Source organism: Sideroxyarcus sp. TK5, from assembly GCF_054601595.1.
In genome coordinates, this window is record NZ_BAAHSJ010000001.1 from 247862 (window position 1) to 263814 (window position 15953).

13 protein-coding genes, 1 tRNA gene and 1 other RNA gene are annotated in these 15953 nt (G+C 58.9%); 10 read left to right on the forward strand and 5 right to left on the reverse strand.

Annotated elements, in window-relative coordinates:
- Positions 1 to 33: 33 nt before the first annotated feature.
- Positions 34 to 366 carry a helix-turn-helix domain-containing protein gene (locus tag ACYPYQ_RS01190; protein WP_459719289.1) on the forward strand — a complete coding sequence of 111 codons (333 nt, stop codon included), beginning with the start codon at positions 34 to 36 and terminating at the stop codon, positions 364 to 366.
- Between the two features lie 24 nt (positions 367 to 390).
- Positions 391 to 561: a hypothetical protein gene (locus tag ACYPYQ_RS01195; protein ID WP_459718199.1), complete on the forward strand. Its 171-nt coding sequence runs from the start codon at positions 391 to 393 to the stop codon at positions 559 to 561.
- 266 nt (positions 562 to 827) lie between these two features.
- Here ACYPYQ_RS01195 and ACYPYQ_RS01200 read toward each other — a convergent pair whose 3' ends face one another.
- The 3 genes from ACYPYQ_RS01200 to ACYPYQ_RS01210 form a co-directional block, all read right to left on the reverse strand.
- Entirely contained in the window at positions 828 to 2309 is a 1482-nt protein-coding gene (locus ACYPYQ_RS01200) for a relaxase/mobilization nuclease domain-containing protein (protein ID WP_459718203.1), read from the reverse strand.
- Between the two features lie 769 nt (positions 2310 to 3078).
- Positions 3079 to 4779, reverse strand: a complete 1701-nt coding sequence (locus tag ACYPYQ_RS01205; protein ID WP_459718207.1) for a replication endonuclease — start codon at positions 4777 to 4779, stop codon at positions 3079 to 3081.
- A 720-nt stretch (positions 4780 to 5499) separates the two neighbouring features.
- Positions 5500 to 5575 (reverse strand) — tRNA-Ala (locus tag ACYPYQ_RS01210).
- 139 nt (positions 5576 to 5714) lie between these two features.
- Between ACYPYQ_RS01210 and rpiA the strand changes: the two genes are divergently transcribed.
- From rpiA to ACYPYQ_RS01235, 5 genes are all read left to right on the forward strand, one after another.
- Positions 5715 to 6377 carry a ribose-5-phosphate isomerase RpiA gene (gene rpiA / locus ACYPYQ_RS01215; protein WP_459719292.1) on the forward strand — a complete coding sequence of 221 codons (663 nt, stop codon included), beginning with the start codon at positions 5715 to 5717 and terminating at the stop codon, positions 6375 to 6377.
- A 60-nt stretch (positions 6378 to 6437) separates the two neighbouring features.
- Complete coding sequence (phoU, locus tag ACYPYQ_RS01220) at positions 6438 to 7145, forward strand: phosphate signaling complex protein PhoU (protein ID WP_459718210.1); 708 nt, start codon at positions 6438 to 6440, stop codon at positions 7143 to 7145.
- Positions 7146 to 7160: 15 nt separating this feature from the next.
- Positions 7161 to 8639, forward strand: coding sequence for an exopolyphosphatase (ppx, locus tag ACYPYQ_RS01225; RefSeq protein WP_459718213.1), 1479 nt, complete (start codon positions 7161 to 7163; stop codon positions 8637 to 8639).
- Between the two features lie 204 nt (positions 8640 to 8843).
- Positions 8844 to 9196: RNase P RNA component class A (gene rnpB / locus ACYPYQ_RS01230), an RNA gene on the forward strand.
- A gap of 92 nt (positions 9197 to 9288) precedes the next feature.
- On the forward strand, positions 9289 to 10839 hold the full coding sequence (locus ACYPYQ_RS01235) for an adenylate/guanylate cyclase domain-containing protein (protein WP_459718216.1): 1551 nt from the start codon (positions 9289 to 9291) through the stop codon (positions 10837 to 10839).
- A gap of 26 nt (positions 10840 to 10865) precedes the next feature.
- Here ACYPYQ_RS01235 and ACYPYQ_RS01240 read toward each other — a convergent pair whose 3' ends face one another.
- Both ACYPYQ_RS01240 and ACYPYQ_RS01245 read right to left on the reverse strand, forming a co-directional pair.
- Positions 10866 to 11564: a DsbC family protein gene (locus ACYPYQ_RS01240; RefSeq protein WP_459718220.1), complete on the reverse strand. Its 699-nt coding sequence runs from the start codon at positions 11562 to 11564 to the stop codon at positions 10866 to 10868.
- A 23-nt stretch (positions 11565 to 11587) separates the two neighbouring features.
- Positions 11588 to 12751: a UbiH/UbiF family hydroxylase gene (locus ACYPYQ_RS01245; RefSeq protein WP_459718223.1), complete on the reverse strand. Its 1164-nt coding sequence runs from the start codon at positions 12749 to 12751 to the stop codon at positions 11588 to 11590.
- Between the two features lie 125 nt (positions 12752 to 12876).
- On the opposite strand from ACYPYQ_RS01245, the gene dusB reads away from it, so the two are divergent.
- The 3 genes from dusB to purH all read left to right on the forward strand — a co-directional run bounded on the left by dusB (position 12877) and on the right by purH (position 15871).
- On the forward strand, positions 12877 to 13887 hold the full coding sequence (dusB, locus tag ACYPYQ_RS01250) for a tRNA dihydrouridine synthase DusB (RefSeq protein ID WP_459718226.1): 1011 nt from the start codon (positions 12877 to 12879) through the stop codon (positions 13885 to 13887).
- Between the two features lie 144 nt (positions 13888 to 14031).
- On the forward strand, positions 14032 to 14289 hold the full coding sequence (locus tag ACYPYQ_RS01255; RefSeq protein ID WP_459718230.1) for a helix-turn-helix domain-containing protein: 258 nt from the start codon (positions 14032 to 14034) through the stop codon (positions 14287 to 14289).
- A gap of 19 nt (positions 14290 to 14308) precedes the next feature.
- Positions 14309 to 15871, forward strand: coding sequence for a bifunctional phosphoribosylaminoimidazolecarboxamide formyltransferase/IMP cyclohydrolase (purH, locus tag ACYPYQ_RS01260; protein WP_459718233.1), 1563 nt, complete (start codon positions 14309 to 14311; stop codon positions 15869 to 15871).
- The last annotated feature ends 82 nt before the right edge of the window (positions 15872 to 15953 follow it).

Genomic DNA, 15953 nt, shown 5'->3' on the forward strand with positions numbered 1-15953 from the left:
CCTTATCGCGCACCATTTCGTACAATGCTTGCTATGACAAGCAAATCGAAATTCTATCACGAGGAAATCTCTCAGCTCGCCATTGATCTTGGGTTGCGGATAAGTACGGCTCGTAAGCGTCGCCGAATCCGTCAATCCGATCTGGCATTGCGCACCGGATTGTCGCGGTCGACGATACAAGCGATCGAGCGGGGTGAGGTGTCGTGTTCGATGGGGGCTGTGTTAAATGTGCTGTGGACACTCGGGCTGGCGGAGACGTTGCAGATCATCGCGGATCCCGGTCTGGACCGGCAAGGGCTTACTTTGTCGTTGAGTCGTGACAAGCTGCGTGTGGTGATCCCAAGGGTGAATAATAATGACTTCTGATCTATTCGTCTGGAGATGTTCAATATGACTGAGAAATTCTATCGCAACAAGGACGGCAAGCTGGTATTCGTTGCAACGGCCGATGTGAGTTCAGTTCAGCATCAAAGACGGATATTCCCACAAGAGCGAAGCTTCCCTGTGGCGCGTCCTGCGAAGTTGGGCAGTGATAATATCTGGACTTCATTTTCCAAGTGAAGACACTACGTTCTATGAGCTCGGTGATACACGCATGGCCTCTTGCCTGCGTCGCTTCCTACACAAGACTGGGGTTGCTGTAGACGCAAGCACCCGTGCCATAAAACCCCTGCTTGAAAAACATCCCGCCCGGCATATCATTCATGTATTGCATCAACCACCTCTTGTAGGTTATTGAATAATATGTGTAATTTTATGCGACATGAATTCAAATAAGTCGACCCCGATCACACATGATGAGGCGGTTCGCAAATTTTGCCCGCACATCAAGGAGAGTTGCCGTGGTGCAGGTCTGTGTCTGGTGTAGGTGCTGAACGTATGGCATCGGCCATGCGGGCGGAGGCGTCGGCCTCCATTTTTATTTGTTGTGCCCATGGTCTTAATATTTCAGCGATCTGATCCTTCGGGAGATTGAGTCGGAGAATCAGTTCGCGCGATTCTGAACTGCATTTTTCGCGGGCGATAAATGCTTCTGCAATTTCGGTTTCGGTCTTGTCGGCGTCGAGTGCGTCGGCGAGCCGCGCGGCCGCTGGTCTGCCGATCTTTGTAAGGGCGGTGCGGAGGTCTGCGAAAAAAATACGACGAGCAGAACGCCTGCGATTAAGCTCAAGCATCCGGTCGAGGCTCCCAGAAACAAACGGTGTTTTTTGAGCTGGTCTATCTGGGTTCGCTGGTGCGCGATGATCTTCTTCGCTCGATCGATCTGCGATTGCTGGCGTGCTGAGTGTGCCTTCCATTTTTCCAATGTCGGCCGGAGCGGGTTCGATTGTTCGCTGGCCTGCGGTGATGGCGGAGGCGAGTTCGGCAAGAGGCGCAAAGTCGCGATTTTGGACATACGTTACTCCCTTCGATTGTAGGTCAGCCCAGCTTGCTTTCAGTTGTGCGCCCTTGAATTCGAGGCCGCTCTCGGCCAGTGAAAAACTAAAGCCGTTCAGCCTTCCTGTGCTCGCCAGATTTGGGCGAACCACAACCCCGTCGGCGGCGCATTTTTGGACGAACTCGACGACGGTTGGTTGGTTCGATGAGGCTCGGTGCACGATGTCGAAGAGGCGCATACGCTCGGGCTGTTGGCCTGTGCGGATGGCTTTCTCTATCTCGCCTTTTTTTAGCGGAGGCGTGGGTGTTGGGGGGCGCGGGATGAGGGGTAGTCCGAACCGGTCTTCGATCACATCTTCGCAGAGCGCGAGTCTCAACCCCAGGCGGTAGTCGTCGAAAATCTCGCCCCGATCATTGATCCGTGAAAAAATAATATGAACGTGGTCGTGATCGGTGTCGTTGTGCCGGACCGCGATAAAAGTATATGAGTCATCAAGCCCGATTTCGGCCCGCGCGGTGCAGATGATCTCCCTCCATCTGTCGTCGTCGGCCTTTGTGGACGGGGGGAGAGACAAGGTGATGTGCCCCACGGGATTTTTGACTGACGGACGCAGGCCCGCGCACAGAATCATGTCACGCTGAGCGTCTGCTTTTGTGCTCTCGCTCCCGTCGATGATTTGAGCGCCCGGCTTGTCGCAGGCGTAATTCAAAATGCCTTTAAACCCCCTTCCGGATTTTTGTACCTTGCCGACGATCCCTCGCCCGCGTCCAGACTTCGCCGCTTTTCGTCCAGCGGCGACCTTGCGCATTCTGCCAAGTGACTTACCCGACTTCGCCGCTTTCGTCTTTGCTCGACGCTCATCCGCCTGATTTTTGCTTTTTGCGCGCGCGATCTGGTCGACGATCTTGTTCCCAGTCTGTGCGATAGTCATGCTCGACCTCCCGCTAATGCTGACCGCAGATCAGAGATCATTTTTTTGATTTCGTCGGACTCTATATATGCACCTGCTCGCATTGCGACTGCGACAGTCGATAAGTTGCCGAGGGCTCGGCCAAGATTGGCCCGCAGGTCGGCATTGACGGCTGGAATCGGCGCGGGGAGTTTGTCAAACAGGGCGAGCCTGACTGCCTCGCCCCGTGTGTGTCGGCCTCGGATTGAGTCCAGGTCATCAAGCTCGCGGGGGTTGAGCCGTACGCTGACACAGTGTTCGCGACGCTCTTCTGGGGGCAGATCGCGACGACCTGAGTGTCTTTTATGTGCGGTCATGTAAACCTCCTTTTGTGATAACCAGACAACCGAAGGGCGGGCTGGCGAGACGTTGAAGAGCGAAGCGTTCAACCCGACTCGCTCCATCTGTTAACAACAGGATAAACATACATTATAGTGTTAGCAATAACTAAATGTCTTTTGAATCAATAAGGTATTGACGTTTTACGGTCGAGAGAAAAGGATCGGAGAGCTGCTTTTTGATGGGTGGACGGGGCCGCCCCCCGTCCCCTCGGCTGCCCCCGTTGGGGCAGTGGGTCGAGGTCCGCCCAACTTCTCCGCCCACTGTTCTGTGCCTCCGCCCCCTTCTGCAGGCGCCTTTGATTTGAGGGTTTTGAGGCAAAGGCGTCTGCAGAAGCAAAGCGGGGATCGGGGATCGGCTCCGCAATTCAGGCACGGCAGGCCGCACACTCCCGCACTCCTTCCGGCGTGTGTCAGAACGGATAGCGCTCTCCTTCAAACCAGACTTCGTTCGGGGCGTTGGGTTGTGCTTTTGGCACTTCCTCCCCTCCGAAAGTGGGGTTGGTGTTGACCTCAGGGGAGGGGCGAAGCTCCGCCCTTGGGGAATTATGAATAAGTGTAAGTAGTCTCTGTATCAGCTTCCGTTTTTCCTCTTCTTCGTCCTGCAGTTCCGGCTGAGGCTGATCTGCCCGAGCGCGTAAGATTTGACTCATCTCGTCCTTGTCGATGAGTCTCCATTGATCCTTGTCCATGTATTGGTTGTGCTTGGTTAATCTGTTTAAGATGTGGATGTGATTGATGACCAGAACATCGTCCTCGTGACTGAGTGTTGCCTTTTCGATACTGATCGAGAGAGGCCGTTCTTTCCGCCTTACGTTCAGTCCTCCGCTGGCCTCCACAAACCTGCACCCGCGCCCGTCGCGTGCTGACTCCCAAGCTTCGCGCGCCAGGTCGTCTTGGGGTGCTCTCTCAATTGATCGCAGAGCGCGCCACGATTGTTGGGAGGGCAGCCCAAAAAACTGGTAGCCGCGAATGCCCCAAGTCGATCTCCAAGCCTCTTGCCAACGGACCGAGGCTGCAAGTTCCGCGTCGATTTTGTCGGACTCGTCCAGACCGCCGATGCTCTTTAAAATGTATTTAAATAGGTAGGTGATCGCCTTGCTTGGCGGCTGCAGATTTCCGTCTTTGTCGTAGTAGTCATCGAGCATATTTCGGACGTCGCACCCCACTTGTTTTTTCCAGCTTGGGGCGACTTGTCGCAAGGCTTTTTCGAATGCTTCTTCGTCACCCTTTCGAACCCATGCGCAGCAGTGCCAATGCGGCGTGCCGTCCTCTTGCGCCTCGACAGTGCGCATGCCAGCAGGGAAGATTTTTTGTTCACGCAATAACTGGAACGCAGAGCGATGGTGTTTATTGATCCAAGCTTGCGCCATCCTCGGTGTTGATCCATCCCAGCTATTGCGCCCCCTCGTTGGATTTGGGTGCATTTTGCCCGGGGCGGTTAACGTATAGAACATCGGGACGAGGCCGTACTTTTCCCCGTAATCTTGCAGCCCCTTAGTGAGGGCCAAGATCTCGGCAACGCGCCTCTTTCCAGCCCCCCGCAGGATGGTTAGCATTTTGACCAGCCGACCGCTTTCTTGCTGGTAGAGGTACGTCTCGTCGGCCCATTCTTTTTGCAGTTCAAGCTGACGATCACGCATCGCCAACTCGAAGGGCGTGCAAACCTTATGCCCCCACTTTCCACCTGTTGCACCCGCAGCCATGTTTAGTAGCGCGACCGACTGCTTAACCTTCAATCTGAGGCGGCGACGCTCAAGCGGCGTCTGGCACTGCTCGCGGATTTTGTCCTCGGTCATGCCGATATACGCGCCTGCGTTTGTTACCAGCTCGGGCGTGAGTCGTGCGGTCAGCCATGCCTTTTTCTTGGCGTCGTCTTTGTCGAGTGCGCGCTGAACGATCCGGCGCGCGGCCTCGTCCTGCACTGATTTTAAAATGTGGAATAGCGGGTCTTTGTGCTTGGCGGCTTCGGCGTTGAGCCACGCGAGGGCAGCAGCTCTACCGGATGTCCGGCGGCGGTTGTCGTAGTCGTCGAGTACGTCACTACGCGCGCGCTTGTCGGCCTGACCGCAGATGGCGTCAAGGCATTGGGAGATGGCGAGGTGCGCGTGCACGCTTATTCCTGAATGGAATAAGGCCTTGCCTATTTAACACAAGATGAGTATAATGCCGACTATCCCTAGTTCGACATTAGGTCTGCTCCCTTGTGAAAAAGAGGCAGACCTTTTTATTTGGCGGCGAGTTCTTTACGAACGCGAGTGCGCAGCGGAGCCGGTGTCGGGGTGCGACGGGCTTCGAGGAAGCTCTTTACATCGCCCACACGGAACGAGATCGAACGGCCCACACGGGTAACGGCAGGGACGCGATCAGCGGCACGAGTGATGTCATTGCGCAGGGTGTCGTAAGTCCGGCGCAAAAGCGGTGCGACCTGACGAGTGGATAGAAGTGTGTCGGGGTGTTGGTCTAACAGGGATGCAGTTGCAGTCATGGCGGAATCTCCGGCACGATGCCCTCGCATCTGCGTTGATCCCCGACTGTCTCGACACCTAGCTGGTCTGGTGTTCGGGCGGTGCTTATTGAGCAAGTCGAACAGGTGTCAACTTGGGGAGTCTTAGGAGGTTCCCGCCTCTATTCGTGTTCCAGCCACCGCATCCTATCCTAGGTTGCGAGCCGCTGCAAGCATTTTGTTGTGCCGGAATCCATGCATCGAAGGTCAATACCTATGAGGTTTCCGGCACAATTACGGCACAATGAGTGTGCCGCAAACAGTTGAAAACAGTTGCAAGCAGTTGCAAAGAAAACCTCTTAAAAGCCATTGCCTGCGGTGCTTTCTGTGGTGGAGGTGATCAGGATCGAACTGACGGCCTTCTGATTGCGAACCAGACGCTCTCCCAACTGAGCTACACCCCCATGCCGGACGAATCCTAAATGCATATGCCGGGTTTGAAAAGTGGCTGGACACCGTCCACAGCGGCATCCGTTTCCTTATTCCGCGAATTCCTGCAATAATCGGCGCACCGAGAGAGACAACAAGAGAATAGATATGGCAATGACACAAGACGATTTGAAACGCGCGGTCGCACAGGCAGCGATCGCCTATGTTCCCAACGATTGCATCGTGGGTGTGGGCACCGGCTCCACCGCCAACTTCTTCATCGACGAGCTGGCCAAGATCAAGCACAAGATACGCGGCGCAGTCGCCAGTTCAGAGGCTTCCGCCAAGCGTCTGCAGGGTCATGGAATCGAAGTGCTGTCGCTGAACGACGCGGGCGAATTGCCCGTCTATGTCGACGGCGCGGACGAGATCAACAGGCACATGCACATGGTGAAGGGCGGCGGCGGTGCGTTGACGCGCGAGAAGATCGTGGCGGCGGCGAGCGCCAAGTTCATCTGCGTGTGCGACCAGAGCAAGCTGGTGGATGTGCTGGGCAAGTTCCCGCTGCCGATTGAGGTCATTCCGATGGCGCAAAGCTACATCGCGCGCGAGATGGTCAAGCTGGGCGGCCAGCCCAGGCTGCGCGAAGGGTTCACCACCGACAACGGCAACGTCATCCTCGATGTGCACGGTCTTTCCATCATGAATCCGACCGAGCTGGAAGCGAAGCTGAACCACCTGCCGGGCGTGGTGACCAACGGCCTGTTCGCGTTGCGTCCCGCCGATGTGCTGCTGCTGGGCACGCCCGATGGCGTGCAAACGATGACCGCGCAGTAACATAAGCTTAACGAAGCATCAGTAGCATCCGGAATTTGTATTAATCCATAAGGAATGATCATGGTCGGCACCGAACACACCTCCAAACAATTCGACGCGGAACTGGAAGCCGTTCGCGCGCGTGTGCTGCAGATGGGCGGACTGGTCGAGAACCAGATCAAACTTGCTGTCGAGTCGCTGGTCACGGGGGATGTCGCGCTGATGAACCAGGTGATCGAGGACGACCACCGCGTGAACCTGATGGAAGTCGAGATCGACGAAAGCTGCAACCACATCCTGGTGCGTCGCCAGCCGGCGGCGGGCGACCTGCGCATGGTGATGACCGTGATCAAGACCATCACCGACCTGGAGCGTATCGGCGACGAGGCGGAGAAGATCGCGCGCATGGCCAAGCTGCTATCGCAGAAAGAACGCCTGCATCTGCCGCGTTACAACGAGATCAAGCATGCCAGCGACATCGCACTCGACATGCTACGCAAATCGCTGGACGCCTTTGCACGTCTCAACCTCACCGCCGCAGCAGAGGTCGTGCGTCAGGACGAGCAGGTGGACGAGGAGTTCCGCGCCATCATGCGTTACCTCATCACCTTCATGATGGAAGACCCGCGCACCATCTCCACCTCGCTGGAGATCCTGTTCGTGGCCAAGGCCATCGAGCGCATCGGCGATCATGCCAAGAACATGTCCGAGTATGTGGTCTACATGGTCAAGGGGCGCGACGTGCGTCACGTCACCGTCGAAGAGATCGAACGGGAAGTGCAGCAATAAGCTGCCCGCAGCGTTTTGCACCGCCAGCCTCTCCTCGCCGCCGTCGACCTCGGTTCCAACAGTTTCAGGCTGCAGGTCGCGCGCGTCGAGAACGACCAGCTCTACATGCTGGACGGACTGCGCGAAGCGGTGCGTCTCGCCTCCGGCATCACCGCCGACAAGCGTCTGGACCAGCCTTCCCAGCAACGTGCCATCGAATGCCTGCAGCGTTTCGGCGAGCGCCTGCGTGACCTGCCGCGCGAAGCGGTGCGCGCGGTCGGCACCAACTCCCTGCGTGTCGCCAAGAACGCGCCCGAATTCCTCAAGCAGGCGGAAGCCGCGCTCGGCTTCCCCATCGAAGTCATCGCCGGCCGTGAAGAGGCGCGCCTGATCTATCTGGGTGTTGCGCAGGGTTTGCCGCAAGGCGAGGGACGACGCATGGTGATGGACATAGGCGGCGGCTCCACCGAGTTCATCATCGGGGAAGGTTTGCAACCCATCCATCTGGAAAGCCTTTACATGGGCTGCGTCAGCTACAGCGCACGTTTCTTTCCAGACGGCAAAGTGACCAAGTCCAACCTCAAACAGGCCGAAATTGCCGCCCGCAATGAGCTGCAAGCCATCGTGTCAGAGTATTCGCACGGGCACTGGAGCGTGGCCCTCGGTTCCTCGGGGACGGCACGGGTCATCTGCGACGTGCTGGAGCAGAACGGTTACAGCGCCTCCGGCATCACCCGCGAAGGGTTGGAGCAACTGCGCGCAAAGCTGCTGGAGATCGGCGATGTCGCCAAACTCGATCTGCCTGGCATGAAGGCGGATCGTGTGCCGGTGTTCGCGGGCGGCTTCGCCATCATGTATGCCGCCTTTTGCGAACTGGGCATCGAGCTGATGCGTCCCGCGCTGGGTGCGTTGCGGGAAGGTGTGCTGTACGACCTGCTGGGACGCTTCACCCACAACGACATGCGCGAGGCGACGGTGCGGCAATTCATGCGGCGCTACCATGTGGACCACGCGCAGAGCGTGCGCGTGCGTGCGCTGGCTGCGCATCTGGCGCAACAGTTCGCCGACGACCATGTGGATGAAGAAGACATGCAGCTGCTGGCCTGGGCATGCGACCTGCACGAGATCGGCATCAGCGTCGCCCACAGCGGTTATCACAAACATTCCGCCTACATCCTTGCCAATGCCGACATGCCCGGATTCTCGCGCAAGGAGCAGCAACGTCTGAGCCTGCTCGCACTGTCGCATCGCGGCAAGCTGGAGAAGGTGAGCGACCAGCTATCCGAATGGCAAGTGACCGCCAAGGTGATGGCCTTGCGTTTGTCCGCCCTGTTCTACAGGAACCGCAGTGATGTAGTGTTGCCCGAGATGCAGGGCAGGTTCAGCGGCACGAAGTTTCTTCTGCAGCTGAGCGGCGACTGGCTGGCGCAGAATCCTTTGACGGAGACCGCCCTGCAAGCGGAGGCCAGGCTGTGGAAATCGGTAGGCATCAGCTTGCAGGTGGATGCGGGCTGATTGCGACATGCCCCGCATGCTCGTGCGTGCTTTATTCCGCTGTATTCAAACCCGTTCCGAAGCTGGCCAGGCAGTCGCTGCATAGAACGTTTGTGCAGAGGACAACGTCAGTTGCAGTGCAGACTCATGCGCACAGCGCGTGACGTCGAAACTAAAGTCCGGGTTCCCGGACGCTCTTCGATCACCGTGCTAAACTTCCCCCCCGAAGCTGGCTAGACAGTCGCTGCATAGAACGTTTGTGCAGAGGAAAGTCCGGGCTCCACAGAGCGGGATGCCGGCTAACGGCCGGACGCCGTGAGGCGATGGAAAGTGCCACAGAGAACAGACCGCCGATGGCTGCGCGAGCAGTACAGGCAAGGGTGAAACGGCGAGGTAAGAGCTCACCGCGGACGTGGCAACACGGACGGCACGGTAAACCCCATCCGGAGCAAGACCAAATAGGCTGGCCATGACGTTGCTCGCGTCGCCAGCGGGTAGGTTGCTTGAGCGTAAGGTAACGAAACGCCTAGAGGAATGACTGTCCACGACAGAACCCGGCTTACCGGCCAGCTTCACCTGACATCCTTCGTGGCGTATGCGCGCAACGAATCGAATGAAAACGAAAGCTCCGACTATGCGAATAAAAAGCCTGATCCGGTTTTCACTGCTGATGATCCTGTCCCTTTTCGCATTGAACTTCGCACTCAACTTCTGGAACGCGCACCAAAAGAGCAGGGCGTTCGAACAGCTGCAGCACGAGACGCAACTGTTGGCGGTGACCACCTCGATCAAGCAGGGTATCGTCGATATCCAGAAGCAGGTCTCCCGCCTCGGGCAATTGCCGCAGGACAGGGTGCCTGCGCTCAGCGCCGGCGAAAAGGACAAGGTGGAAGCGCAAGCCGCGCGCGTGGCGGGTGAGATCACCCGGCTCAGATCGATGGCGGATGAGACGCTGCTGCCTAAGGTGACCGCCATGCAGGCGCGCTACATGGAACTCGCTGCTTCCTGGCATCTGTTCTACAACTATTTCGGTATCGATTCCACGCAGGCCATGACCGAACTTGTCCTGCATGCCGAGCCATTTAGCCAGCAACTGATCTATCAGGACCTGCCAGCGCTCGAAGCGCAAGAGAGCGAACTGATAGAGCAGGCGCGGCAGCATTTGACAGCGGTCGAGTGGTGGTCTGAGCGCACGGCACTCATCGTGTTCGTGCTTTCATTGCTGATCGCGCTGTCCTTCGCCGTGCGCGTCTATCGCCGTGTCGTGGACGGTGTGCAGGCCTTCGTGCCTGCTGTTGCAACCGTGTTGGAAGGCGGCGAGGCGCGCATCGGCCTGCAAAGCAAGGACGAGCTCGGGGAGATCGCCGCCGCGTTCGACACAGTGAGCTATGACCTGAACTCTGCGCGAAAGCAATGCGCCGTGCTGGAGCAGGAGCTGGCAAAGCGTAACGAGGAGGTCGAGGCGCAGCGTCTGGAATCGCAGGTGCTGTTGCGCAACATCCTGCCCGCGACCGTGGCGGAAGAGCTGCGCGAAAAAGGCACCGTACAGCCGAAATATCTGGAAGACGTCACCATCCTGTTCACCGACTTCGTCGGATTCTCCGCTTCCACAGAGAAGCTGGCGGCGGAGGATCTGGTGCATATGCTGCACGATTACTTCAGTGCCTTCGACGAGATCTGCGCGCGCTACGGCATGGAGAAGCTGAAGACCATCGGCGACAGCTACATGTGTGCCGCCGGCTTGCCGGAGCGCAACCCCTCGCATCCGGTGGATGCGGTGATGGCGGCGATGGAGATCGTGCAGGCAGTGACAGAACGCAGCCACCGCAACAACTGGTCGATCCGCATCGGCATCCACACCGGTCACGTCATCGCCGGGATGGTCGGTACGCAGAAGTTCGCCTACGACATCTGGGGCGAATCGGTGAACTATGCCTCGCGCGTGGAATCGAGCGGCGAACCGAACCGCATCGCGCTGTCGGCGCAGACTTATAGCCGCATCAAGGACTTCTTCGAATGCGAGAAGCGCGTGAAGACGCACAGCAAGGTGTCGCACAAGATGGAGTTGTATTTCGTGAACGGCTTCACGCACAGCCTGGTCGAAGACACCAGGCAGATGCCGCCGGAAGCTTTCGTGCGCCGCTATCGCGGCTACTTCCAGAAAGAGCCGCCGTCCTTCCCGCCGCTGCGGGCGGCATTGGCAAGCAAGGCCGAGAAATAAAAAAACGGGGCCGATGCCCCGTTTTTTTATTTGTTCTCGTTCAGCGCTCTTTCCAATTGTTCCGCCGGCATATAGCCGGGATTCATCACGCCGTTGGCAAAGATCAGCGCGGGTGTGCCGTTCACCTTCAGCTTGCGGCCCAGCGCCATGACTTCATCGGTCGGCAGCTTGCAGGTGGCAGGCTTGGGTTGCACGTTGTCCTGCATCAGCTTGTCCCAGGTCTTCACCGGGTCCTTGCTGCAAAGCACGGCCTGCACCTTCTCGGCGGAGCCGTTGAAGATCGGGTACATGAACAGGTACAACGTCACGTTGTCGATGCTCTTCAGTTCCTGCTCCAGCTTCTTGCAATAGCCGCAGTTCGGGTCGGTGAAATATGCCAGCTTGCGGCTGCCGTCGCCCTTCACTTTCTTCATGGCGATATTCAGCGGCAGCTTGTCGAACTCCACCGCGAACAGTTTGCGCGCGCGTGCCTCGGTCAGATTGCGGCGCGCATTCAGGTCGAACATCTGGCCGTCGATCAGTATCTCGGCCTTCTCGTCGGTATAGAAGATATGGTCGCCGGTCACCACTTCATACAAGCCGGAGACGGGTGAAGGATTCACCTGATCCACCGGCCCGATCAGTTGTTGGTATGCCTTGAGGGCGTCCTTGACGGCTGCGGACTTGTCATCAGCGGCATGGGCGAGTGAAGTGGCGAGCAGCAGCAACAGCAGGGTTCTGAACATTTGATGCATCCTTGGTTTGGAAATCAGTTGAGGGCGTGGCGGGCCAGCATCTTCTTCAGCGGCACGATGGCGTTGGTGGCGGCCATGCCGACGTTGCGCAGTGTACGCAGCACCGGGTTGGCATTCACGAACAGGTGTTTCAGGGCGTCAGTCGTGAGTTGCATGGACAGGATGTCTTCCTGACGCGCACGCTCGTAGCGGCGAAGCAGGCGCAGATCGCCGCAATCCAGCGCGCCGCGTTGCATGATCGTCTGAGACAGTTCGCGCGCATCGCGCAGGCCGAGGTTCACGCCCTGTCCGGCCAGCGGATGAACGTTGTGCGCCGCATCGCCCACCAGCGCCAGACGCGGTTTGGTGATGTGTGCCAGATTCAGCACGCGCAATGCGAATGCGGCGGGCGCGGTGATCACTTTCAGTTCGCCCAAGGTATGGTTGGAAGCTGCCGCCACGCGCGCACACAATTCCTCGTGCGACAGCGCCAGCAACTCGGCTGACTTCTCCGGCGTCACCGACCATACGATGGAGATGCGCCGCCCCGGCAAAGGCAGCAGGGCGAGGATGCCATCCTCGGTGAACCACTGATAAGCGATGCCGCGGTGCGCCTTGCTGATGGTGAAATTGGCGACCAGACCATGCTGGTTGTAGGGAGTGGGCACTTCCGGCATGACCGCCTGATGTCGTACCCAGGAATCGCGGCCGTCCGCGCCTACGATCAGCCTGGCCTTGATCTCGCGTCCGTCCTTCAGCGTCAGAAGGGCTGCCTCGCCATCGATGGCCAGCGCTGCACACTGCGCGGGGTGCAGCAGGGTGAGGTTCTGCTGCTCGCGCAGGCCCTGCCACAGTGCATCCTGCAACAAACGGCTCTCCAGGATGAAAGCCATCTCCGGCACGCCCAGTTGGTAGGCGCTGAAATTCAGTTTGGCGCCGGTGTCGCCGAACACGCGCATCTCCTCCACCTGTTGCACGCGCGACATGTCCAGTCGCTGCCATGCACCACATTCGTGCAGGAACTCGGCGTTACCGGGGGTGAATGCGTAGATGCGCGCATCCCAATCGTCATCGGCCTTTGATGCCTGAGGTGAGGGACCACTTTCAACCAATGCCAGCTTCAGCCCGCTGTCGCGCAAAGAGGCCGCCAGGCTTGCGCCGACCAGGCCGCCGCCGACGATGATGATGTCGAACTCCATAAGGACACCTCACACTTTAGGGTTAAGTAGACAGCCCGGATAGGGTACTGACCGTAAAAATCTGCGGGCATCATAGCATGCGGGGATTGATTAATTTATAATCGCCGCCCCCTTCAGGAATCGCCATGCAAATCGGTCGCTACAAACTCAAGAACAACCTGATCGTCGCCCCCATGGCGGGTGTGACCGATCGTCCGTTCCGCATCCTGTGCAAGCGGATGGGCGCGGGTATGGCCGTGTCCGAGATGGTGGCTTCCAACTCATTGCTGTACGGTTCCGAGAAGACCAAACGTCGCGCCAACCACGAAGGCGAAGTCGATCCCATCTCGGTGCAGATCGTCGGTGCCGATCCGAAGATGCTGGCACAAGCCGCACAACACAACGTGGACAACGGTGCGCAGATCATCGACATCAACATGGGCTGCCCTGCCAAGAAGATCTGCAATGTGATGGCCGGTTCCGCGCTGATGCAGAACGAGAAGCTGGTGGCCGAGATCCTCGAAGCCGTGGTCAAGTCGGTCGACGTGCCGGTCACGCTCAAGATCCGCACCGGCTGGGACAAACAGAATCGCAACGCCGCCAACATCGCGCGCATCGCCGAAGCCAGCGGCATCCAGGCGCTCGCCATCCACGGCCGCACCCGCGCCTGCGCCTACACCGGCGACGCCGAATACGACACCATCCGCGCCGTGAAGGACGCGGTGCGCATCCCCATCATCGCCAACGGCGACATCACCACGCCGGAAAAAGCCAAATACGTGCTCGACCATACCGGCGCCGACGCCGTGATGATCGGCCGCGCAGCGCAGGGTCGCCCCTGGCTGTTCCGCGAGATCGAACACTTCCTGAACACCGGCACCCATCTGCTGTCGCCGCAAGTCGGCGAGATCCAGCAGGTGCTGGTCGCGCATCTGGCCGACCTGTACGACTTCTACGGCGAACACACCGGGCTGCGCGTCGCGCGCAAACACATCTCCTGGTACACCAAAGGATTGGCCGGTTCCGCCGTGTTCCGCCATCGCATGAATCAACTGGAAAGCGTGGACGAGCAGATGCAGGCCGTCTCCGAATTCTTTGAAGAACAAAAAGTCGGCAACGCACGACTGCAGTACGAACGGGAGGCGGCAGCCGCATAAGTGGCCCGCAATGCGCCACCGGCACAGATATGTCGGGGTGGAGGGGGAGGAGCAGGGACGACGCAGGCTGGCGCAGCAACGCCTGTCATGCATCGGCATCGGAGACAGGCAGCAGCGCAGCAAAGCACAACAAGGGGGCAGTAAATGAGCAGCGAAGAGTGTGGCATCAACGAGAACGACATCGCCAAGCATGTGCGCAAGGCACTCAACGATTACTTCAAGGATCTGGCTGGCGAAGAACCATCCTGCGGCGTATACGACATGGTGATCGACTGTGTGGAAAAACCACTGATCGAAACCGTGCTGCACCATGCTGGTGGCAACCAGACACGGACCGCCGACCTGCTCGGCATCAACCGCAACACCCTGCGCAAGAAGATGCAGGAACACCGCATTAAATAATCATCCACGAAAGAAGACCATGGCCATCACCCAAGCACTCATCAGCGTCTCCGACAAATCCGGCGTGCTCGAATTCGCCAAGGGCCTGCACGCCCTCGGCGTGAAGATCCTTTCCACCGGCGGCACCGCCAAGCTGCTCGCTGACAACAAGATCCCCTGCACCGAGGTCGCCGACTACACAGGCTTTCCCGAGATGCTGGACGGCCGCGTCAAGACCCTGCAGCCGAAAGTGCACGCCGGCATCCTCGCGCGCCGCGACCTGCCCGAGCATGTCGCCACGCTGAAGAAGCACGATATCCCCACCATCGATCTCGTGGTGGTGAACCTGTACCCGTTCGCGGCCACCATCGCCAAGCCCGGCTGCACGCTGGAAGACGCCATCGAGAACATCGACATCGGCGGCCCGACCATGGTGCGCTCCGCAGCCAAGAACCACGCACACGTCGCCATCGTCACCGACCCGGCAGACTACGCCGACGTGCTGGCCGAGATGCAGACCAACGGCTGTGCCGTGTCCGACGCCACCCGTTTCGACCTGGCCAAGAAAGCCTTCTCGCACACCGCCGCCTACGACAGCATGATCAGCAACTACCTCACCGCCATCGACAGCGACGGTAGCAAGCAGGATTTCCCTGCACAGATCAACTTCAACTTCGCCAAGGTGCAGGACATGCGCTACGGCGAGAACCCGCACCAGAAGGCCGCCTTCTACCGCGACCTGATCGCTGTGCCCGGCGGTATCGCCGATTACACGCAAGTGCAGGGCAAGGAACTGTCCTACAACAACATCGGCGATTCCGATGCGGCGTGGGAATGCGTGAAGACCTTCGAGCAGCCCGCCTGCGTCATCGTCAAGCACGCCAACCCCTGCGGCGTCGCCGTCGCCGACAGCGCGCTGAACGCCTACAAACTGGCCTATGCCACCGACACCACCTCCGCGTTCGGCGGCATCATCGCCTTCAACCGTGAACTGGACGAAGCTACCGCCGCGCAGATCACTGCCAACCAGTTCGTCGAAGTCATCATCGCGCCGAGCGCCACCGAAGCTGCGCTCAAAGTCACCGCCGCCAAGCAGAACGTGCGCGTGCTCACCGTGCCGCTCTCCAACGCGCACAACCAGTGGGACGTGAAGCGTGTCTCCGGCGGCCTGCTGGTGCAGACGCCAGACGCACTCAATGTCGGCCCGCAACACCTCAAAGTCGCCACCAAACTGCAACCGACAGCAGAGCAGATGACCGACCTGCTGTTCGCATGGCGCGTCGCCAAATACGTGAAGTCCAACGCCATCGTGTTCTGCAAGGGCGGCCAGACACTGGGCGTCGGCGCCGGCCAGATGAGCCGCGTGGACAGCACCAAGATCGCCAGCATCAAGGCGCAGAACGCGGGCCTGAGCCTGGCCGGTTCCGTGGTCGCCTCCGACGCCTTCTTCCCGTTCCGTGACGGCATCGACGTGTTGGCCCAGGCCGGAGCCAAAGCCGTCATCCAGCCGGGCGGCTCGATGCGCGACGAAGAAGTCATCGCCGCTGCCGACGAACTGGGCCTGGCGATGGTGTTCACGGGTCACCGTCACTTCAGACACTAAAGACATTCAGCCACAGAGTACACAGAGGTACAGAGAAACCAGCTTCCCTCTCTGTGTACTCTGTGACCTCTGTGGCAATAAG

Coding starts and splice junctions, on each gene's coding strand:
- ACYPYQ_RS01245 (WP_459718223.1), bottom strand. CDS start 12,751: ATGGAGTTCGACATCATCATCGTCGGCGGCGGCCTGGTCGGCGCAAGC.
- rpiA (WP_459719292.1), top strand. CDS start 5,715: ATGACACAAGACGATTTGAAACGCGCGGTCGCACAGGCAGCGATCGCC.
- ACYPYQ_RS01235 (WP_459718216.1), top strand. CDS start 9,289: ATGATCCTGTCCCTTTTCGCATTGAACTTCGCACTCAACTTCTGGAAC.
- phoU (WP_459718210.1), top strand. CDS start 6,438: ATGGTCGGCACCGAACACACCTCCAAACAATTCGACGCGGAACTGGAA.
- ACYPYQ_RS01200 (WP_459718203.1), bottom strand. CDS start 2,309: ATGACTATCGCACAGACTGGGAACAAGATCGTCGACCAGATCGCGCGC.
- ACYPYQ_RS01240 (WP_459718220.1), bottom strand. CDS start 11,564: ATGTTCAGAACCCTGCTGTTGCTGCTGCTCGCCACTTCACTCGCCCAT.
- ACYPYQ_RS01190 (WP_459719289.1), top strand. CDS start 34: ATGACAAGCAAATCGAAATTCTATCACGAGGAAATCTCTCAGCTCGCC.
- ACYPYQ_RS01195 (WP_459718199.1), top strand. CDS start 391: ATGACTGAGAAATTCTATCGCAACAAGGACGGCAAGCTGGTATTCGTT.
- ACYPYQ_RS01255 (WP_459718230.1), top strand. CDS start 14,032: ATGAGCAGCGAAGAGTGTGGCATCAACGAGAACGACATCGCCAAGCAT.
- dusB (WP_459718226.1), top strand. CDS start 12,877: ATGCAAATCGGTCGCTACAAACTCAAGAACAACCTGATCGTCGCCCCC.
- purH (WP_459718233.1), top strand. CDS start 14,309: ATGGCCATCACCCAAGCACTCATCAGCGTCTCCGACAAATCCGGCGTG.